This is a genomic window from Rhodopila globiformis (assembly GCF_002937115.1).
In the GTDB taxonomy this organism is placed as follows: Bacteria; Pseudomonadota; Alphaproteobacteria; order Acetobacterales; family Acetobacteraceae; genus Rhodopila; species Rhodopila globiformis.
Genome location: NZ_NHRY01000252.1, coordinates 55,315 through 73,269 on the forward strand (window position 1 = coordinate 55,315; position 17,955 = coordinate 73,269).

At 68.4% G+C, this 17,955-nt stretch carries 20 protein-coding genes; 10 read left to right on the top strand and 10 right to left on the bottom strand.

All coding sequences use genetic code 11. The features are described from left to right. Positions 1 to 58 precede the first annotated feature (58 nt). Positions 59 to 271, top strand: a complete 213-nt coding sequence (locus tag CCS01_RS35485) for an STY0301 family protein (RefSeq protein ID WP_146101974.1) — start codon at positions 59 to 61, stop codon at positions 269 to 271. Between the two features lie 211 nt (positions 272 to 482). Here CCS01_RS35485 and CCS01_RS26385 read toward each other — a convergent pair whose 3' ends face one another. Beyond that, the gene (locus CCS01_RS26385; protein WP_104521750.1) at positions 483 to 1,466 is read right to left on the bottom strand and encodes a pirin family protein; all 984 of its coding nucleotides are present in this window, start codon (positions 1,464 to 1,466) and stop codon (positions 483 to 485) included. Positions 1,467 to 1,600: 134 nt separating this feature from the next. Beyond that, positions 1,601 to 2,299: a pirin family protein gene (locus CCS01_RS26390; protein ID WP_104521751.1), complete on the bottom strand. Its 699-nt coding sequence runs from the start codon at positions 2,297 to 2,299 to the stop codon at positions 1,601 to 1,603. A 245-nt stretch (positions 2,300 to 2,544) separates the two neighbouring features. On the opposite strand from CCS01_RS26390, the gene CCS01_RS26395 reads away from it, so the two are divergent. The 3 genes from CCS01_RS26395 (at position 2,545) to CCS01_RS26405 (ending at position 6,149) form a co-directional block, all read left to right on the top strand. Then, positions 2,545 to 4,317: a gluzincin family metallopeptidase gene (locus CCS01_RS26395; protein ID WP_204848443.1), complete on the top strand. Its 1,773-nt coding sequence runs from the start codon at positions 2,545 to 2,547 to the stop codon at positions 4,315 to 4,317. 3 nt (positions 4,318 to 4,320) lie between these two features. Further along, on the top strand, positions 4,321 to 4,536 hold the full coding sequence (locus tag CCS01_RS26400; RefSeq protein ID WP_104521753.1) for a hypothetical protein: 216 nt from the start codon (positions 4,321 to 4,323) through the stop codon (positions 4,534 to 4,536). Between the two features lie 275 nt (positions 4,537 to 4,811). Further along, positions 4,812 to 6,149, top strand: coding sequence for a replication-associated recombination protein A (locus tag CCS01_RS26405; protein ID WP_104521754.1), 1,338 nt, complete (start codon positions 4,812 to 4,814; stop codon positions 6,147 to 6,149). A gap of 97 nt (positions 6,150 to 6,246) precedes the next feature. Here CCS01_RS26405 and CCS01_RS26410 read toward each other — a convergent pair whose 3' ends face one another. Together CCS01_RS26410 and CCS01_RS26415 are read right to left on the bottom strand one after the other, a co-directional pair. Beyond that, entirely contained in the window at positions 6,247 to 7,110 is an 864-nt protein-coding gene (locus tag CCS01_RS26410) for an MBL fold metallo-hydrolase (RefSeq protein WP_104521755.1), read from the bottom strand. A gap of 50 nt (positions 7,111 to 7,160) precedes the next feature. Next, on the bottom strand, positions 7,161 to 8,171 hold the full coding sequence (locus tag CCS01_RS26415; RefSeq protein ID WP_104521756.1) for an enoyl-CoA hydratase/isomerase family protein: 1,011 nt from the start codon (positions 8,169 to 8,171) through the stop codon (positions 7,161 to 7,163). Between the two features lie 106 nt (positions 8,172 to 8,277). On the opposite strand from CCS01_RS26415, the gene CCS01_RS26420 reads away from it, so the two are divergent. Together CCS01_RS26420 and CCS01_RS26425 are read left to right on the top strand one after the other, a co-directional pair. Continuing rightward, positions 8,278 to 9,195, top strand: a complete 918-nt coding sequence (locus CCS01_RS26420) for a methionyl-tRNA formyltransferase (RefSeq protein ID WP_104521757.1) — start codon at positions 8,278 to 8,280, stop codon at positions 9,193 to 9,195. A gap of 3 nt (positions 9,196 to 9,198) precedes the next feature. Further along, positions 9,199 to 9,912, top strand: coding sequence for an alpha/beta hydrolase family protein (locus CCS01_RS26425; RefSeq protein ID WP_104521758.1), 714 nt, complete (start codon positions 9,199 to 9,201; stop codon positions 9,910 to 9,912). Here CCS01_RS26425 and CCS01_RS26430 read toward each other — a convergent pair. Further along, positions 9,848 to 11,017 carry an MFS transporter gene (locus tag CCS01_RS26430; protein WP_104521759.1) on the bottom strand — a complete coding sequence of 390 codons (1,170 nt, stop codon included), beginning with the start codon at positions 11,015 to 11,017 and terminating at the stop codon, positions 9,848 to 9,850. The genes CCS01_RS26425 and CCS01_RS26430 overlap by 65 nt on opposite strands. A 428-nt stretch (positions 11,018 to 11,445) precedes the next feature. Between CCS01_RS26430 and CCS01_RS26435 the strand changes: the two genes are divergently transcribed. Further along, the gene (locus CCS01_RS26435; RefSeq protein WP_104521760.1) at positions 11,446 to 11,847 is read left to right on the top strand and encodes a DUF4112 domain-containing protein; all 402 of its coding nucleotides are present in this window, start codon (positions 11,446 to 11,448) and stop codon (positions 11,845 to 11,847) included. A 223-nt stretch (positions 11,848 to 12,070) separates the two neighbouring features. Here the strand turns inward: CCS01_RS26435 and CCS01_RS26440 are convergent, their stop codons facing one another. After that, a complete protein-coding gene (locus CCS01_RS26440) occupies positions 12,071 to 12,487 on the bottom strand; it encodes a VOC family protein (RefSeq protein WP_104521761.1) in 417 nt (138 codons plus the stop codon). An 83-nt stretch (positions 12,488 to 12,570) separates the two neighbouring features. On the opposite strand from CCS01_RS26440, the gene CCS01_RS26445 reads away from it, so the two are divergent. Continuing rightward, positions 12,571 to 13,428, top strand: a complete 858-nt coding sequence (locus CCS01_RS26445; protein WP_104521762.1) for an SDR family NAD(P)-dependent oxidoreductase — start codon at positions 12,571 to 12,573, stop codon at positions 13,426 to 13,428. Here CCS01_RS26445 and CCS01_RS26450 read toward each other — a convergent pair whose 3' ends face one another. Further along, entirely contained in the window at positions 13,429 to 14,181 is a 753-nt protein-coding gene (locus CCS01_RS26450; RefSeq protein ID WP_104521763.1) for a creatininase family protein, read from the bottom strand. Positions 14,182 to 14,950: 769 nt separating this feature from the next. On the opposite strand from CCS01_RS26450, the gene CCS01_RS26455 reads away from it, so the two are divergent. After that, entirely contained in the window at positions 14,951 to 15,217 is a 267-nt protein-coding gene (locus CCS01_RS26455) for a hypothetical protein (protein ID WP_104521764.1), read from the top strand. Beyond that, positions 15,217 to 15,630, top strand: a complete 414-nt coding sequence (locus CCS01_RS26460; RefSeq protein WP_104521765.1) for a phage holin family protein — start codon at positions 15,217 to 15,219, stop codon at positions 15,628 to 15,630. The genes CCS01_RS26455 and CCS01_RS26460 overlap by 1 nt, the downstream gene beginning before the upstream one ends. Positions 15,631 to 15,652: 22 nt before the next feature. On the opposite strand, the gene CCS01_RS26465 is transcribed toward CCS01_RS26460, so the two are convergent. The 3 genes from CCS01_RS26465 to CCS01_RS26475 are packed head-to-tail and all read right to left on the bottom strand — an operon-like array spanning position 15,653 to position 17,758. Beyond that, on the bottom strand, positions 15,653 to 16,159 hold the full coding sequence (locus CCS01_RS26465) for a response regulator (RefSeq protein WP_104521766.1): 507 nt from the start codon (positions 16,157 to 16,159) through the stop codon (positions 15,653 to 15,655). Next, entirely contained in the window at positions 16,128 to 16,874 is a 747-nt protein-coding gene (locus tag CCS01_RS26470) for a helix-turn-helix domain-containing protein (protein ID WP_104521767.1), read from the bottom strand. The genes CCS01_RS26465 and CCS01_RS26470 overlap by 32 nt, the downstream gene beginning before the upstream one ends. Further along, the gene (locus tag CCS01_RS26475) at positions 16,871 to 17,758 is read right to left on the bottom strand and encodes a sensor histidine kinase (RefSeq protein WP_146101976.1); all 888 of its coding nucleotides are present in this window, start codon (positions 17,756 to 17,758) and stop codon (positions 16,871 to 16,873) included. Before CCS01_RS26475 ends, CCS01_RS26470 begins: the two co-directional genes overlap by 4 nt. Positions 17,759 to 17,955: the final 197 nt, after the last annotated feature.

A 17,955-nucleotide genomic window follows, 5' to 3' on the forward strand; every position in this document is an offset into this window, starting at 1 on the left:
CCCGCGAAAGCCATCCACAAGCGGTTGCTGCGATTCGGTGCGCACGGGAACTCAAACAATGGCGACAATTTCTTTATTATCAAGTAGCGTCGCATTCGCCGCCGCGACCATGCTGGCAGGATCGGCGCTGGCCGGGGAGGCCGGCTGCCCCGAGGTTCATGCGGGCGCCCACCTGGTGACCGTTACCCTGTATGACGGGCCGCCGGATGAGCATGCCGACCTGATGCCCGACACCGTGCATGAGAGCAAGGGCGAAACCCGGTCGGACTGAGACGTCGCCTATATCTTCCAGGCCGGCCGGCGTCTGTATGTGGCGTGCCAATACGGCCCGGACATTCCCGCTGTCGTGCTTGAACCGGAGCCATCCACCTCCCGGTGCGAATTCGTCTCCGGGGCGAGGGGCAGGAAATCCCTGACGTGCAGGTCGAGTCCGGGCTGACGTCCCGGCTGGCCGCACGCCCCGGGACGCCGCCGGTGACCGGTCAGCTCGTCGCCGAGCCCTGGCTGACGGCTTGCCCCTCGGCCCGCCCCTCGGCCTGCATCGTCTCGCGTCCCTCGGGCAGCGGGATGAACTCCGTCTCGTCGCCGGGCACCTTGCCGAACTGCTCGGACCGCCAGTCGGCCTTGGCCTGCTCGATGCGCTCCCGGCTGGAGGCAACGAAGTTCCAGAACAAATAGCGAGGCCCGTCCATCGCCGCGCCGCCCAACAGCAGCAGCCGCGCCCCCTGCGGCCCGGCGCGCAACGCCAGGCGATCCCCGGCCCGGAACACCAGCATGCGGCCGGGAGCGAAGCGGTCGCCCGCCACGTCGACCTCGCCGTCCACGACGTAGGCCGCGCGTTCCTCGTGCTCGTCGGGCAACGGCATAGCCGCGCCGGGGGACAGCACGGCATCGGCGTAGAACAGCGGTGACGAGACCGCGACGGGCGCCGCCAGGCCCCAGCCCGTGCCGGCGATCAGCCGCAGGCGCGCGCCCCCGTCCTCGGCCAGCGGCAGGGTCGCGGCGGGATGGTGGACGAAGGCGGGCGGCGCCTCCTCGGCCGCCTGCGGCAGCGCGACCCAGGACTGGATGCCGAACAGCCGGTTGCCGTGGGCGCGCAGCGCCGGGTCGGTGCGCTCGGAATGGGCGATGCCCCGTCCGGCGGTCATCCAGTTCACGTCGCCGGGGCGGATCGGCTGCTGCGAGCCCAGGCTGTCGCGATGCAGGATCTCGCCCTCGAACAGGTAGGTGACGGTGGACAGGCCGATATGCGGGTGCGGGCGGACGTCCAGGCCGCGCCCGGCCAGGAACTCGCCCGGGCCCATCTGGTCGAAGAAGATGAAGGGGCCGACCATCTGCCGCTCCCGCGCGGGCAGGGCGCGGCGCACTTCGAATCCGCCGACGTCGTGGGCGCGCGGCAGCAGAACCAGTTCCACGCTGTCCGGCGACGCCGGGCGGGCGGGATCGCCAGTGGGCGGCAAGCTCATTGTCCTTCTCCCCTGTCCAGGTCGTTAAGCCGGCGGGCCGTGTGCCGCCGGCGGGGCGGACACACGACGCCGGGCGCCGAGTCACCGCCCATTCGAGCCGGACGGCAAGCCGGGCGCTGCCGGCGGGCGGATCATCAAACCGTGTCAACCAGGAGGATCTCCGCGTCCTCCACCGCCGTGATGCGCAGCACGTCCTCCTCCTGCACCGCTGCGCCGTCCCGGGCGGCGACCCGCACGCCGTTGACCTCGACGACGCCCGCGGCCGGCACGAGGTACGCCTTGCGGGCGGCTCCGAGCCGGTATTCCGCCGTCTGTCCCGCCGTCAGCGTCGCGCCCACCACCCGGGCATCGGCGCCGATGGGCAGGGCATCGTCGTCGGACGCGATGCCGCTGACGAGAGTGACGAAGCAGCCGGCGCGATCCGTCTTCGGGAACGGCCTGGTCCCCCAGGACGGCGTGCCGCCCCGCTCCCGCGGCATGATCCAGATCTGGAAGATCCGGGTGACATCCGGCTCGAGATTGTACTCGGCATGCTGGATTCCGGTTCCGGCGCTCATCACCTGCACGTCCCCGGCCTCGGTGCGTCCCTGGTTGCCCAGGCTGTCCTGGTGGGTGATCGCGCCCTGCCGGACATAGGTGATGATTTCCATGTTGGCGTGCGGGTGCGGCGGGAAGCCGCTCCGCGGGGCGATCTCGTCGTCGTTCCAGACATGCAACGTGCCCCAGTGCATGCGCCGCGGATCATGGTAGTCGGCGAAGGAGAAATGGTGGCGGGTGTCCAGCCAGCCGTGGTTGGCGCCGCCGAGCCGGTCGTAGGGCCGCAGTTCGATCATGGGTCTTGTTCTCCATACCCGCAGGAGGGGTCTTCGTCCATCTGCCGGGCTTGTGGTTGGTCGGGACCCTACATTGGGTGGCAACGGGAAGAAGGAAGAGAAACAATGGAAATCCATTGTTTCCGAAACCGCCTGCTTCGTGCGCGGCGGCCGATCCCGGTGTGTCGAAGGCAACGCGATCGAAGACGGCCGCCCGGTGCGAGGCGCGGATCAGGGCGTCCCTGCTGAACGGGTTTGGATGCCCGATGGTCACCATGAAGCACGAGAAAAACGTCGTCGAACCGCCTTGTCGTATGCTGCCGCAGCTGGTATCACTGGAACGTGACTCGAGTCTGTCTCTGAAAATGATAAATATCCGCTCACCACAAGCGGATTTTTCTTCCGGACCGGAAGTGAAAACCCGCCTTGCTACTGCAAGCGCAACATCCGGCAGAATGGCGCCAGAGCGTCTTCAGTCGGATATCGTATCAATAGTCAAACAAGAAAATTCCAAGGTCCGGCGGCGTCGAGGCCATGCGTCTGACCCGCCCTTGCCCGGAACCCACGCAGGACGCGGCGAAACGCCAGCTGCTGACGCTGTTTGCTCCCGTAACGTCCACGGTCCTGAGGAAACAGTCATGGCAACCAAGCCCACCCCTTCCACAGCCCAGGTCAACGCATGGGAAGATGATCCCGGGCCGGCGGTCGAAATCGCCCGCCCGGCGCCCGACCTGTCCCGGCAGCCGCTCGCCTACGCGTTTCCCCATCCGCAACCCGCGGCGGACAAATATCAGCCGGGAACAGCGGAATTCCGTTACTGGACGGCAGCGGAAGCGCTGCGCCGCGGGGCCGACTTCTGGGCTCCGCTGCTGCCCGTCAAGTCATGGCAACCCGGCAGGACGCTGTCCGTGAAACTCGACGAGGGCGAGGATCTCAACGCCTTCTACGACCGTCAGGCGCTCAACTTCTTCCACGGCCCCGGCGCGGACGGCACGCTTGTCTTTTCCGGAGAAAGCCCCGACGTCGCATGCCACGAAATGGGCCACGCTATCCTCGATGCCGTGAAGCCGGACCTGTGGGACGCCGCCAGCCAGGAGGCCGCCGCTTTCCACGAGGGGTTCGGTGACATCAGTGCAATCCTTTCGGCACTGCAGCTTCAATCCCTGCGCATCGCCATCCTGAACGACACCGGCGGTCATCTCTACCGCAGCTCCCGCCTGTCCCGCCTTGCCGAACAGCTCGGCGCCGCCATCCGCGCCCAGTCGCCCGACGCGGTCGAACCCGACTGCCTGCGCAACGCGGTCAATTCGTTCACCTATTCCGATCCGGCGGAGCTTCCGTCCTCGGCACCCGCTTCGCACCTGTCCTCCGAGCCGCACTCCTTCTCCCGTGTAATGTCCGGCGCCGTCTTCGAGTGCCTGGCCGGCATGTTGACGGCCTCGGCCGCTGACGCCAAAAAGCCGACCGAGCAGGAACTGGCCCGCGTCAGCACCGAAACGGGCAAGATCGTGATCGATGCCGTGGTTGCTGCGCACGTGGCGCCCAACTTCTTCGCGCAGGTGGCAGCCCAGATGGTCCAGGTCAGCGGAGCGGTCAACGCCGCCTATCCCCCGGTTCTCCGAGGTGTTTTCGTGCGCCGCTCGATCCTGTCGCTTGAAAGTGTCACCAGCATGGCCGCGACCGCGCTGATGCCGGTTGCCGCCGTCGCGGCGCCCGCCGCCCAGCTCGCCCTGCCGGGCACCCGCTACGGCCTTGCGCAGCCGCTGCTCGTGCAGGCGCCGGCCCAGCCGCGTCATTTCGCCATCACGTCCGGCGCCCCCAACGGCAGTTCGGTGCAGCCGCCCAACGCGCTGGAGGCGGCCACCGCCTTCGTCGACGATCTGTTCCGCAATGGCCGCGTCGATGACCAGGGGCTGCCGGCCAGCAACGCCCGGCTCGTCCACACCAGACGCCGCCTGCGTACCCACCGCCTGAAGGCCGAAGCGGCCGGCGTCCGCCTGGAACGGCAGCTGTTCGACTGCGGCTTCTGCTGCCGCTGAGCCATGTCCGACCAGGGCAACAACCAGCGGCAACAGACTACGGGTAGCCAGATCGTTCCTGACACGCCCGACAAGGAGGCATTCATTCGGGGACTCCTGGCCCGCGGCGAGGCCGCGCGGCCAAACCCCGACGGCTCGCTTCCGAAGGGGGCGACACATGAAATCGTCGGCGATGCCCCGAACGGCTTGCCGATTGTCCGCCGCCGCCGCTTCTACTGACGCATCCGTCTCGTCCGGGCCCGGCGAGGCCATGCTGCGGCCGGTCGTGCCCGGGATCTGGCGTGGCTGACGGCACCGGCGTCGTTCGGGATCATCCGGCAAATTCGCGCGGCACGGGTGGCCGGAGCATTCATGAGACCTCTCCCGGCATGTCCGCCTCGGCCATGCGTCCCGTCGCCTTCGCATGGATGTGCTGTGGACAGGAAACGGGTATCATGACCCATGTTGCCTCAATGACGCACGATATGGCGGACCCGATATGAAAGCCTGGAGACGTGGCGCAGCGTTCTGACCCGGGCCGCGCCCATGCCACACCGAGCCTGTTCGAAGGGCAGGCCCCACGGCCGCTGGCCGATCGGCTGCGCCCGGACAGCCTTGCCGACGTGGTCGGGCAGGATCACCTGCTCGGTCCGGATGGGCCATTGAGCCACATGGTCGCCGCGCGGGCGCTGTCGTCGATGATCCTGTGGGGGCCTCCCGGCACCGGCAAGACGACCATCGCCCGGCTGCTGGCGCAGGCCACGGACCTGCACTTCGAGACGATTTCGGCGATCCAGAGCGGCGTCGCCGATTTGCGGCGGGTGTTCGACGCGGCCCGCCAGCTTCGCGCGGCCGGCACCGGGACATTGCTGTTCTGCGATGAAATCCACCGCTTCAACCGCGCGCAGCAGGACGCCTTCCTGCCGGTCGTGGAGGATGGCACCATCACCCTGGTCGGCGCCACCACCGAGAACCCGTCGTTCGAGCTGAACGGCGCCTTGCTGTCCCGCTGCCGCGTGTTCGTCCTGCACCGGCTCGACGACGCCGCGCTGGCGCGCCTTGTCGAGCGCGCCGAGGCCGATGCGGGCCGGGCGCTGCCATTGCTGCCCGAGGCCCGCTCGGGGCTGCTGGCGCTGGCCGGCGGTGATGGGCGCTACCTGCTGAACATGGTGGAGCAGATCTACGCCCTGGGCGGGACCGAACCGCTTGACATGGCTGCGATGGGCCGCGTGCTGCAACGGCGCATGCCGGTCCATGACAAGGCCGGGGATGGCCACTACGACCTGCTGAGCTGCTTTCACAAGTCGCTGCGCGGGTCCGACGTGCAGGCGGCCCTGTACTATGCGGCCCGCATGATGGTTGCCGGAGAGGCGCCGGAGACGGTGTTCAGGCGCCTCGTCTGCGCCGCGTCCGAGGATGTCGGCATGGCGGACCCGCAGGCGATGATACAGGTCATCATGGCATGGGACGCCTACGAGCGGGTGGGCTGGCCCGAGGCAAAGCTGTTCATGGCACAGGCCATCAGCTACGTCGCGACGGCGCCGAAGTCGAACGCTGCATACCTTGGCTTCGCCGGCGCGCTTGCGGCCGCAGAGGAAACCTCCCACCTTACGCCGCCGCTGCATATCCTCAACGCCCCGACCAGGCTGATGAAGCAGCTGGGCTACCATCACGGCTATCGGTACGATCACGACGAACCCGATGCCTTTTCGGGCCAGGAGTTCTTCCCTGACGGCCTGACCGGGCCGAACCGGCCCGAGTTCTACCAACCAAGCGAGCGCGGGTTCGAGCGCGAGGTGCGCAAGCGCCTCGATTACTGGAACGGGCTTCGGGCAAAGCGGCGAGGGGAGTAGGACGTTTCTGTTCCGACCGGAAACGCCTTGGCCCCTGCATCGCGAGCGATTTCATCGGGCCGGAATCGCTTCGCAATTCCGGCCAGGCCGCTTCGCTTCAGAAATCTTCCTCCTCCCCGTGCGGTTGCGGGGCATCGGGCCAGCCGCCGGCCTCGCCGCCCACGGCGCGCAGATAGCGCGCCACCGAATCCGCCATCACCTGCCCGGCCCGCACCGGGACCACACGTTCCCACCATCCGCCATAGATCGTTTCGAAACGATACGGCGTCAGTGCGTCGGCAAGGCGCCGCACCGTCGCCGCATCCAGCGGGATCATGTTGGGATAGCTGTACATGAACGTCAGCCCCTTGTCGGGCCGCACCTGCAGCGTGTCCCCGGTCAGCAGCGCGCCACCGCCACCGGCGCCGCCGCTTTCCCAGTGCAGCACGCTGCTGCCGGGAAAATGCCCGCCGCAGCGGATCACCGTCATGCCGCCGCCGAGATCCAGCGTGTCGCCTTCCCAGAAGGTGATCACCGGATCCAGCCGCGGCACGAACCGCCGATCCATGCCATGGACATAGACCGGCGCGCTGCGGAACGCATGGCTCCATTCCACCGCGGACGCAATGAAATGCGGATGCGAGGTGACGATGGCCGCGATCCCGCCCAGCGCGGTCACCAGCGTCACCGTGGCGTCGTCGAGGAAGCTGATGCAGTCCCACAGGATGTTGCCCTCGGGCCTGCGCAGCAGCAGCGCGCGCTGGCCGATGGCGAAGGCGGGGAAGGTGCCGATGCCCATCAGCCCCCGTTCCAGCCGGCGGAAGGCGTTGAAGTGGGTGGTGCGCATCGCCTCCAGCGTGGTCCACGCCTGGCCTGACGGGTTGACGTATTGACGGTGGTCCCGGCAGATCAGGCAGCCCTGTGGCGGAGCGTCGCTGTTCGGGTACTGGGCGCCGCAGGTGGTGCAGATGAAGGCTGGCATGCAGTCCTCGTCGTTTCCTCGCGGCGGCCAACGCGCCCGGCGGGCGCCGGCTACGCCGCGAACAGCGAATTGATCAGCGCCGGATCGACGGCCTCGATCTTCGCCGGCTGCCAGTGCGGCTTGCGGTCCTTGTCCACCACCATGGCGCGCACGCCCTCGGCGAAATCGGGATGCGCCATGGTGGTGTAGGTCAACGCGAATTCGGCATCCAGCGCCTGCTTCAGCGTCAGGTCGCGGCCGCGCCGCAGCGCCTGCAGCGTCCAGTGCAGCGCGGACGGCGAAACGTGGCGCAGTGCCTTCAGCGCGGCGTGCGCCCAGTCGTCGCCGTTGGCCTGCAGGCGCGCGACGATCTCCGTCACCGTATCCGCGCCGAAGCAGTGATCGATCGCCGCGCGGTGCGGCGCCAGCGAGAACGGCGGCAGCGTCTCGTCGAACGCCGCCAGCGCCGCCACGCCATCCTGCGCCAGTGCCGCCGACAGGTCGTGCAGCCGGGCGCGCGGCGTGTGGTGCGTGGCGAAGCCGGCATGGATGGCGTCGGTGCCGGTGACGCGCAGCCCGGTCAGGCCGAGATAGGTGCCAAGCTCGCCCGGCAGGCGCGGCAGCAGGAAGGTGGCGCCGATATCGGGGAAGAAGCCGATCGCGGTCTCCGGCATCGCGAAGGCGGCGTGCTCGGTGGCGACGCGGTACGGCGCGTGCACCGACAGGCCGATGCCGCCGCCCATGCAGATGCCGTCGATCAGCGCGACATACGGCTTGGGATAGGTGGCGATCAGCAGGTTCAGCGCGTATTCCTCGGTGAAGAACGCGTCCGCCGTGGCGCGGTCGCCGGCAAGCTGGGCGTCGCGCAGGGCGCGGATGTCGCCGCCGGCGCAGAACGCGCGCTCGCCGGTGCCCTCGATCACCACGGCATGGACATGCGGGTCATCCGCCCATGCGTGCAGGATGCGGGTGCAGCCACGGATCATCTCCAGGTCCAGCGCGTTCAGCGCCTTCGGCCGGTTGAGCCGGATGCGTCCGATGCGTCCGTCGCGTTTGGTAACAAGCGTATGCTCCGATGTCATGCGGCAACCTCCTGGACGAGGGTCCGTGCTAACCGAGGCTTCCGCGGTTGCCAAGACGCCGGGCCACGCCGCATCATCCCCGCAAGAACCACGGGGAGACCATCCCATGCGCGTCGCCATCATCGGCCAGCAGGATTTCGGCAAAGCCACACTGGAGGCTTTTTCCGCGCGCGGCGACACGGTGACGGCGGTGTTCTGCGCGCCCGAGAAAGGCCGCCCCGACCCGTTGCGCCTCGCCGCCGAAGCCGCCGGCGTGCCGACGCATCAGTTCGCCCGGCTCAGCGACCCCGAAGCGCTGGAGGCGATGCGATCGGCCAAGGCCGACATCGGCATCATGGCCTACGTCACCCAGCTCGCGCCGCAGGCTTTCTGCGCCATCCCGAAATTCGGCACCATCCAGTTCCATCCCAGCCTGCTGCCGCTGCACCGCGGCGCCTCGTCGATGAGCTGGGCGATCATCCTCGGCCGGAATGAAACCGGTTTCAGCATCTTCCGCCCCACCGACGGGCTGGACGAAGGCCCGGTGATCCTGACCCGCCCAGTGCCGATCGAGCCGGAGGATACGCTGGGCTCGCTGTATTTCGGCAGGATCTTCCCGATGGGCGTCGCCGGCCTGCTGGAAGCCGCGGATCGCGTGCTGGCGGGCAAGGGTCCTGCGATCGCGCAGTACGAGCCCGCCGCCGGCTACGAAGGCATCATCCGCGAGGCGGAATCGCAGATCCACTGGGCCTGCCACGTGGACCAGACCTACAACCTGATCCGCGGCTGCAATCCCGCCCCCGGCGCCTGGACGACTCATAACGGCAAGAAACTGTTCCTGTTCGACTGCCGGAAGCACATCGCCCGCAGCTTCGCCGCCGTGAAGGGGAAAAAGCCCGGCGAGATCGTGCTGCAGACCGGCGGCAGCCTGACCATCCACGGCCAGGGCGGCTTCATCGAAGTGCAGCGCCTGCGCTGGGAAGACGGCAAGAAGATCCCCGCCGCCGAGGCCGGGCTGGAGATCGGCATCATCCTGGGCGGCTGAGCCGTGCCGAACCGGGTGGAGGCCCTGACCATCGTGCTCGATCCCGAGCACACGGTCTCCGGCCTGCTCCAGCGCCCGCCGGAGGCCGCCGCCCTGTTCGTCATGGCGCACGGCGCCGGGGCGGGCATGACGCACCCCTTCATGGCCGCTGTCGCGCAAGGCCTGGCCGAGCGCGGCATCGCCACGCTGCGCTACCAGTTTCCCTACATGGAAGCCGGCTCCAAGCGCACCGACACGCCCGCCGTCGCGCAGCAGGCGGTGCGCGCCGCCGTTGCAACGGCAAACCATCTGCTGCCGGCGGCGCCGCTGTTCGCCGGAGGAAAATCCTTCGGCGCCCGCATGACCTCGCAGGCGCAGGCCGAGGCGCCGCTGCCGCGGGTGCGCGGCCTGGTCTTCCTCGGCTTTCCGTTGCACCCGGCGAACCGCCCATCCGACGCCCGCGCCGCGCACCTGCACGGCGTGCGCATCCCGATGCTGTTCCTGCAAGGCACGCGCGACGCCCTGGCGGAGCCGGCGCTGCTGGCGCCGCTGGTGAAACGACTGGGTGGTGCCGCTACGCTCAGCCTGGTCGAGCACGGCGATCATTCCTTCCACGTGCCGAAACGCGCAACCAGCAACGATGTCCAGGTCCTGGCCGGGTTGTGCGACACGATCACGGCGTGGATCGCGGCAATCCCCAGGCCAGCGGCGCCGCCAGCAGGCACAGCGCCGCCATGACCCAGAACCCGCCGGCGCCGAACGTCGCATACAGCGGCCCGGACGCCAGCGTCAGCAGCGCGGTGGCGGCGCCGACAGCGACCGTGTTGTAGAACGCCTGCCCGGAGGCAGCGAGATGCGGCGGCACCACCTGCGCAATCAGCCGCATGCAGGCCAGGTGCTGCAGCGCGAAGGTCAGCCCGTGCAGCGGCTCGACCAGTGCCGCGGCGGCGATCGAGGCACTCTGCGCCAGCACCGTCCAGCGCACCACGCCGGCGGCGGCGCACAGCACCGAGGCGCCGGCGGGCGACAGCCAATCGATCAGCCGGCGGCCGATGAGAAGGAAGACAACGACCTCGGCGACGACGGATTCCGACCAGAGAACGCCGATGGTGCCGTTGCCGATGCCGGCGGCCTCCCAGCGGATGACGGCGAAGCTGTCGTGCATGGCATGGCTGCCCTGGATCAGCGCCGCCACCAGCATCAGCCGCCGGAACACGGGGTTGCGCAGCAAATCGGCGAACCCGCCGGTTGTTTCAACCGTCACCTTGTGGCGCAGGCGGTCCGGCACGGCGACCGAGCTGAGCGCGGCGGCGCCCAGCAGCGTGCCGTTCAGCACGATGGTGGCGGCCAGCCCGAACCGCGCCACCGCCTGTCCGGCGACCAGCGTGCTCAGGATGAACGCCGCCGAGCCCGCGCCACGCACCCAGCCATACGGGAAGCCCCGCCCGAGCGGCCCCGCCGCCAGCGCCAGCGCGTCCGCCAGCGGCACAATCGGCGCCAGCACGACGGCGTGGCTGACGCTGACCAGCAGCAGCGGTCCCAGACCCGTGGCGCCCAGGTAGCCGAACGCCACCACGGCGGCGGCCGCCGCGTAGGCCGTCAGCACAAGGCGCGGCGCCCCCAGCCGATCGGCCAGGCGGCCGCCGAACGGACCGGCGAGCAGCCGGATGGCGGTGCCGGCGGCGAGCACCATCCCGATCGCTTCGGGCCGCAGCCCGCGCCCGGCCAGGAAAGCGGCGAGAAACGGCGAAACCACGCCGAACGCCGCGAACAGCGTGACATACAGCGCCAGGAAGCGAGCCAGGGCACCCTGATTGCCGGGAGGAGGAAGCGGACTGGGCATGGTCTTTCCTCTATCGTCATGGCCGGGACAAGCCCGCACTCGCGTTGAAATAGCGGCGGTCGTTGCTACCTCGTCATGCCGGGCGCAGGCCCGGCATCCACGCCTGGCGGTATTGAAGTGGCAGAAAGGCGTGGATGGCGGCCCTGCAGCCGCCATGACGGGAAGGAGCAGCCTGCCACGTCCCTCGCTATTTTCACGCCAATCGGGGCATGCCCGGCCATGACGGTAGGGCAACGGGTGCGGCAGTCATTTTGTTCCAGAGCAGTGAAGATCATCGCCTGATCAAGGATTCCTTCCCGATCCGCCACCAGCCTTGCGCGCACGATTGCTCGATCAATGGCCTGACCCTTACCAAGCCGTAAGCCGGACCGGGATTGATTTCGCACCTCGCGCTTCTGACATCAGCGGCAACCAACGGAGACCCTGTCATGGCCTGGGCTGCGACCGAACCGCTTTTTCCTGCCTCCGACGTGACCGCGCGCCTTGCCCGGCTGCGCCGCCTGGCGTGGATGATCGACGCCGTGTTCCTGCTGCCGGGCACCCGCTTCCGTTTCGGCCTGAACAGCGTGATCGGCCTGCTGCCCGTCGGCGGCGACACGGTGCTGGGCGCGATCTCGCTTTACATCATCTACGAGGCCGCGCGGCTCGGCGTGCCGAAGCACAAGCTGGCGCGGATGCTGGCCAATGTCGGCGTTGAGGTGCTGGGCGGCAGCGTGCCGATCATCGGCGACCTGTTCGACATGGCGCTGAAGGCGAATCTGCGGAATCTCGCGATCATCGAGGATCATGTGCGCGGCACGGCCTGGCAGCAGGGCCGCTGGAGCCGCTGAGTGACGCGGACCTGTCATGCGGTTCGCCATTGCGCCCTCGTCCTGGTGGGCCAAGGCCCTTGGGCATTGAAACCGCGGCGGTCGTTGCTCCTCCGTCATACGGGGCGCAGGCCCGGCATGCGCGCCTTCTGTTGATACCAGCACCGCAAGGCCTGAATGGTGGCCCGCGGCCGCCATGACGCTGCGAGGCCGGCGCCTGGGTCAGGCCTGGTGCCGGCTGGTATCACTTCGCTTTCGCTGTTCGTTCACCGTACTTCATGCCCTCCAGCTTCAGCCCGTCAGGGTCGAGGAAGAACACGGCATAGTAGTCGTCATAATATTCCCCGGCCGGATCGACGATCGTGGCGTGCAGGTCGTTCTTCAGGAACGCCTCCAGTTCATCCACATCCTTGCGGCTGCGCAGCCGGAACGCGTAGTGGTGGAAGCCGACGTCGCCGGTGCGGTGCTTGTGCTTCTGCCCCTGGTCATCCGCCCGGCCGATCCAGAACAGGGTGTTGCCGTTGGACCAACCGGTGGCATCCTGGTACTCCTCGGATATTTTGAAGCCGAGAAACTCGAACAGCCTGCCGTAGAACTGCCTGGATTTTTCGTAGTCGCTGACCCTGATCACCAGATGGTCGATGCCGACAACACGTGACATGGGCGCCTCCTGTGTCCGCCTCGATCGTGGTGACGGCCGGCGCCCGCCGCAAGTCCCCTCAGGAACCAAGGAGATCGTGACCCATGACCAGCCATCCCGCGATCAGCCATCCCGCTTTGGCCGCAGGCCGCGCCGCGGTGATCACCGGCGGCGCCAGCGGCGTCGGCCTCGCCGCCGCCCGCAAATTCGCCGCCATGGGCATGCGGGTCTGCCTCGCCGACGTCAACGCCGAGGCGCTGGAACGCGCCGCGGCCTCCATCGAGGGGCCGGCGGTTGTCACGGTTCCGACAGACGTCAGCGACCCCGCCTCGGTCGACCGCCTGCGCGACGCGGCCTATGCGGCGTTCAACGAGGTCGCGGTGTTGATGAACAACGCCGGCACGTCACCCGGCGGCGGGCCGTTCGACCATCCCGAGGGCTGGCGCCGTGTGCTGAACGTCAACCTGTTCGGCGTGATCAACGGCGTGCAGAGCTTCACCCAGCGGATGATCGACCAGCATAGGCCGTGCGCCATCATCAACACGGGATCGAAACAGGGCATCACCTGTCCGCCCGGCGACACCGCCTACAACGTTTCGAAAGCCGGGGTGAAGGTGCTGACCGAGGGCCTGGCGCACGCGCTGCGCAACACCCCCGGCTGCCAGGTGACGGCGCACCTGCTGGTGCCGGGCTCGACCTTCACCGGCATGACCCGGGCGACCAGCAAGCCGCCTGGCGCCTGGATGCCCGAGCAGGTGATCGACTTCATGCTGCCCGCGCTGGCCGCCGGCGATTTCTACATCATCTGCCCCGACAACGACGTGTCGCGCGCGATCGACAACCGCCGCATCCAGTGGGCGGCCGACGATATCATCCGCAACCGCCCGGCTTTGTCGCGCTGGCACCCGGACTACCGGGACGCATTCGCCGCCTTCGTCGCCCCGCTGCCGCCGGTGCCCTGATCAGGCGTTCTCGCCGACGAAGCCGGCATAGGCCTTGGCCAGTTCCGGCACGGCGGTCTCGTAGAACCGCCGGCCTTTTTCCGGCGTGGCGAGGCCGGGGTTGGAGCCGATGCGCCCGTCCGGGAAGCGCCGCCGGTAATCCGCGGGCCCGTGGAACCGCCCACCCGGCGCGCGCGGCGGGTCCAGCGTCGCCTGCTTGATCGTTTCGGGCAGCATGAACTGCGTCAGCGCCACCTCGCTGGCGGTGGCGTGGCTGCCTTCGTCCTCGCCGAAGATATCCTTGCTGAGTTCGTGCATCGCCTTGCCGTCCCACCAGTTGGCCAGGCGGCAGCGCAGTTCGCGGTCCTGCCGCGTGCCCAGCGCGCCTTCATAGGCGGCGTAGATCTCGGAAAACGCCGCCTGCACCGTGGCGATGTTGCCGCCGTGGCCGTTAATGAAGAAAAAGCGGCGGAAACCATGCCGGGCGAGCGACAGCACGTAGTCGTGGACGATGGCGATCAGCGTCGAAGGCCGCACCGTCATCGATCCCGGGAAGTCCATATGGTGCACGGCGATGCCGACGCCGATGGTGGGGCCGACCATCGCGCCCGCCGCCTCGCCCACGCCGCGGGCGACGAATTCGGCGCACAGCGCGTCGGTGCCGATCAGGCCGTTCGGCCCGTGCTGCTCGGTGGAGCCGATGGGCAGTATGATGCCGGTGGACTGATTGAGGTAGGCTTCCACCTCCTGCCAGGTCTGGTGCTGCAACAGCATGAATGCGAGTCTCCTGAAAAATCCGGCCGCATGAACGGCGACAGATGAGGTAGAGCATTTCCCGGGTGGGAGGAAATCGGCGACCGTTTTTCCATCGTTATGGCCGGGCTTGTCCCCATGCGTTTCAGGATAAGCGGACCTGCAGAGCAAGGGCTTCTCCCCCACCGTCATGGCCCGGCTTGTCCCTACGGGATGCACACATCTCGGAAACGGTCCGCCGCTGCGTTTCCCTTTCGTCATGGCCCGGCTTGTCCGGGCCACCTATTCCAGCACTTGTGCCGCGACAGGTGGCCCGGACAAGCCGGGCCATGACGATGGAGGAACGCTCTTGGCGCCTCGGCAAGCACTTGATTTTACGGTCATTTCCCACTCGTTTCCAGGATGTGTGCATTGCGTAGGGCGTGTCCCGGCCATCCACCCTCCACCGTCTGTGCGCAGATGGCCGGGACACGCCCGACCATGACGGTGGGGCAACGGACCGGGCGGCAAATCCTTCTCCGGCCGTCGCCTTATCCTGATGCGCATGGGGCTTGTCCCGGCCATCCACCCCCCGCCATCGGATCGCCACCGCCGCCAAAGGCGCACCCGCCGGCCGACGCGTCATCGTCAGCGTCACGATCGCGACGACGATCAATACAACCCGGGCGCTCTCCATGAACTGACCGGACACCAAGGGTTTATCCGTGCATAAACGATCCGCCGGCCCGCTCGGGAACGATACCCCGCAGCCGCCGTTCTGGCGCCGGCAACCAGGGGGACAGGACGCGCCGTGGCACCTGCAGGCACCAGCAAGACCGAGGATCCCAAGGCCCAGCTCCGCCGGCTGCGCCAGGAAGTCGATGCCTTGACCGCCGATCGGGTCTCGCCGGCCGTCGCCGACCTGACCGCCCGGGCACAGCACACGTTGAACGAGACGACGACAGTCGTGCGCGACCAGACTCACGTGGTGTCCGAGCAAATCCGGCAGAACCCCTTCGTCGCAATCGCCATCGGCGTCGCGGCCGGCTTTGTGCTCAGCCGGATCATCCGCCGGTGATGCGCCCGGTCAGCCTCGTACGCGTCGCCGCCGAAGCCGAGGGCGTGCGGCTGCGCGCCATGGCGACGCGGATCGTCGTCCACGCCGTCTATGCCGCCGTCGCGCTGGTGTTTCTGCTGTGCGCCCTGGGCTTCGCGCACGTCGCCGCCTGGTACGCGATCAGCAACCGTGCCGGCCTGACGCCGCTCGCCACGGCCGGCGTCCTGGGCGGGATCGACCTGCTGATCGCCATCATCCTGGGGCTGATGGCCCGGCGCTCCACGCCCAGCCGGGTGGAGCGGGAAGCGCTGCAGGTCCGGCGGGAGGCGGTGGCCAACCTGCGCAACGCGGTCAACGTCACCCAGGTCGCGCTGCCACTGCTGCGCTTTGCCCTGCCGCTCGCCCGGCGACGCCGCCGGCGGCGGCGGCTGTAGCGCGGCGGGCCGACAACCCGGATCAATCCCGTCCGCTGGGTCCGGGCCGATCCCCGGGCCGATCCCCGGGCTGATCGATAACGTCGGCAACGGCATCCACGATGGCGTCGTCAAGCAGTGGCTTGGTCAGCACCGCCACCGCGCCAACCGCGATCGCCCGCCGCCGGAAGCCGGCGCTGTCGGAGCCGTTGATGATGATCGCCGGGATCGACGCCCCCAGCAGCGGCAGCCGCTCGAGCAGCGACAGCGCATCGGTCCCGTCCGGCACCTGGTGATCGACCACCAGGCAGCAGCGGTGGCATTGCCAGGGCGCCGCCCGCACGAAGGCGACCGCCGAGGCAAATCCACGCGCGCGGAATCCCGCGGCGCGGAACAGCATGATCAGCGAGTGGCGGACGCCGGCATCCTCGCCGACGACGAACACCACGGGCACCGCCAGTCCGGCCGGCAGGGGCGTGTCGTCGGCGTCGACGGCCTGATCCGCGCCGCGCGCGATCCTAGGCGACTGCAGGCAAACGATCCGCGCCATGGCTGAAGACTCCCGCAGCGAGATCGAGCGCGCCGCCGCTCATGCTGGTCAGCGTTTCGCGGTCCAGGATCATGACCTGCCGCTGGCTCGGGAAGGCGATGGTGCCGCTGCGGCGCAGCGCCTGCATGCAGCGGCTGAGCGTCTCCGGCGTGATGCCCAGGTGGTCCGCGACGTCCTTGCGGTCCATCGGCAGCGTGAAGCTGCCCGAGGCGTCGTGCCCGGGCTGCCCGAACAGGCGGGTGTCCATCTCCAGCAGGAACGAGGCGACGCGCTCCAGCGCCTCCAGCCGCCCCAGGATCATCAGGTGGAAGCGGGTCTGCATCAGGCTGCGCTGCACCAGGTCGCGCACCCGGTTGGACAGGCCGGCATCGCTGGCGACCTTGCTGTTCAGCCGCCGCCGGTTGTGCCGCAGCAGCACCGTTCGCTGCGCCGCCACCGCCTCGGTGGAGACGCTGTGCAGGCCGTCCAGGTCATCGAAGCCGAACTGGTCGCCGGGCAGGTAGAACTCGACCACCTGCCGGCGCCCGTCCGGCAGCAGCTTGCACGCCCTGACGCCGCCGGAAACCACTTCGTACCAGTGCTCCGCCCGGTCGCCGTCGCAATAGATCGTTTCCTCCGCCGTGCAGGTGACCCGGCTGCCCAGCCTGGGATGGTCCAGGACCAGGAACGGCACATGATGCTGGCCGACGACAGATGCCGTGTTGCACGCACTCATGGTATCGAACCCCCTTGTTTTTTGTTATCGACGCAAATTGAATTTGGTCTTGCCCCGGCGTGGTCGCGCGGCAGCCGGAGATGGGCGATGGTGCCGCGGCCCGGGGCGCTGCGGATCAAGGCCATGCCCCCGGCGGCCTCGGCAAATCGCCGCACCTGGCAAAGCCCCAGGCCGGTGCCGTTCGCGCCTTTGGTGGTGAAGAACGGCTCCCACACCCGGGCCAGCGTGGCCTTGCCCATGCCGCATCCGCTGTCCGCCACGGACACCAGCACCTGCTCCGCCGTCGCGCCGTCCGGACCGGACAGGACGACGTTGCGGACGCGCACAAGGACGCTGCCGTTCCGGCCCCCGCAAGCTGTCAGCGCGTCGCGCGCGTTGCTGACCAGGTTCAGGATGGCGGAGTCGAATTCCGCGGCAGTGGCGCGGACCAGCCAACTGCCCGCGCTGGTGAGCTGGACATGCAGGCTGCCGGACGGTGAAAGGATGCGGTCAAGTATCGGCAGCAGGGTCTGCAATCGAAGGTTGACGTCCAGCAGTGGTTGCAATTCCGTCGGCATGGCATTGCCGCCGGAAAGTTGCATCAGTGTCCTGGTCAACTCGGCCGCGTTGCGGGCGGCCAGCCCGATTGCGTCGAACAGTTCCGCCGCCGCCGGCTGGCACAGGCGCCGTGCCAGTTCGCTGCTGCTGAGCACGACGCTCAGCATGTTGTGGATGTCGTGGCCCAGCGCCGGCGTCAGCTCCGCCAGCAGCCGCAGCCGATCGGCGTTGGCTGTAAGAGTGCCGTCTGGCGGTTGTATCGGGCCGGCGCCTGTGGCCCGAGGCCGATCGGCCACCGCTGCGGCGATCCCGGCCGGCCGGGTCATGAAGATAGACGCACCCGCCATGCCACGTCTCCCTCTCCCAGTAGAGACGGCAGTCGATGGCAAGCTGCTCGCCGTCTCTTGAGCATTAATCTGCACCTGTGCCCGGTTGGATGCGATTGAGTACAAGTACTTAATGCGATACGGCGGGCGAGCACATCGATACGGAAGGTTGTTGACAAAAATCATCGGCCAGGATGCGCCGGATGGCATAGTTGCAG

Coding starts and splice junctions, on each gene's coding strand:
- CCS01_RS26475 (WP_146101976.1), bottom strand. CDS start 17,758: ATGGCGGGTGCGTCTATCTTCATGACCCGGCCGGCCGGGATCGCCGCA.
- CCS01_RS26445 (WP_104521762.1), top strand. CDS start 12,571: ATGACCAGCCATCCCGCGATCAGCCATCCCGCTTTGGCCGCAGGCCGC.
- CCS01_RS35485 (WP_146101974.1), top strand. CDS start 59: ATGGCGACAATTTCTTTATTATCAAGTAGCGTCGCATTCGCCGCCGCG.
- CCS01_RS26430 (WP_104521759.1), bottom strand. CDS start 11,017: ATGCCCAGTCCGCTTCCTCCTCCCGGCAATCAGGGTGCCCTGGCTCGC.
- CCS01_RS26420 (WP_104521757.1), top strand. CDS start 8,278: ATGCGCGTCGCCATCATCGGCCAGCAGGATTTCGGCAAAGCCACACTG.
- CCS01_RS26415 (WP_104521756.1), bottom strand. CDS start 8,171: ATGACATCGGAGCATACGCTTGTTACCAAACGCGACGGACGCATCGGA.
- CCS01_RS26440 (WP_104521761.1), bottom strand. CDS start 12,487: ATGTCACGTGTTGTCGGCATCGACCATCTGGTGATCAGGGTCAGCGAC.
- CCS01_RS26450 (WP_104521763.1), bottom strand. CDS start 14,181: ATGCTGTTGCAGCACCAGACCTGGCAGGAGGTGGAAGCCTACCTCAAT.
- CCS01_RS26465 (WP_104521766.1), bottom strand. CDS start 16,159: ATGGCGCGGATCGTTTGCCTGCAGTCGCCTAGGATCGCGCGCGGCGCG.
- CCS01_RS26460 (WP_104521765.1), top strand. CDS start 15,217: ATGCGCCCGGTCAGCCTCGTACGCGTCGCCGCCGAAGCCGAGGGCGTG.
- CCS01_RS26390 (WP_104521751.1), bottom strand. CDS start 2,299: ATGATCGAACTGCGGCCCTACGACCGGCTCGGCGGCGCCAACCACGGC.
- CCS01_RS26385 (WP_104521750.1), bottom strand. CDS start 1,466: ATGAGCTTGCCGCCCACTGGCGATCCCGCCCGCCCGGCGTCGCCGGAC.
- CCS01_RS26395 (WP_204848443.1), top strand. CDS start 2,545: ATGGTCACCATGAAGCACGAGAAAAACGTCGTCGAACCGCCTTGTCGT.
- CCS01_RS26400 (WP_104521753.1), top strand. CDS start 4,321: ATGTCCGACCAGGGCAACAACCAGCGGCAACAGACTACGGGTAGCCAG.
- CCS01_RS26470 (WP_104521767.1), bottom strand. CDS start 16,874: ATGAGTGCGTGCAACACGGCATCTGTCGTCGGCCAGCATCATGTGCCG.
- CCS01_RS26435 (WP_104521760.1), top strand. CDS start 11,446: ATGGCCTGGGCTGCGACCGAACCGCTTTTTCCTGCCTCCGACGTGACC.
- CCS01_RS26410 (WP_104521755.1), bottom strand. CDS start 7,110: ATGCCAGCCTTCATCTGCACCACCTGCGGCGCCCAGTACCCGAACAGC.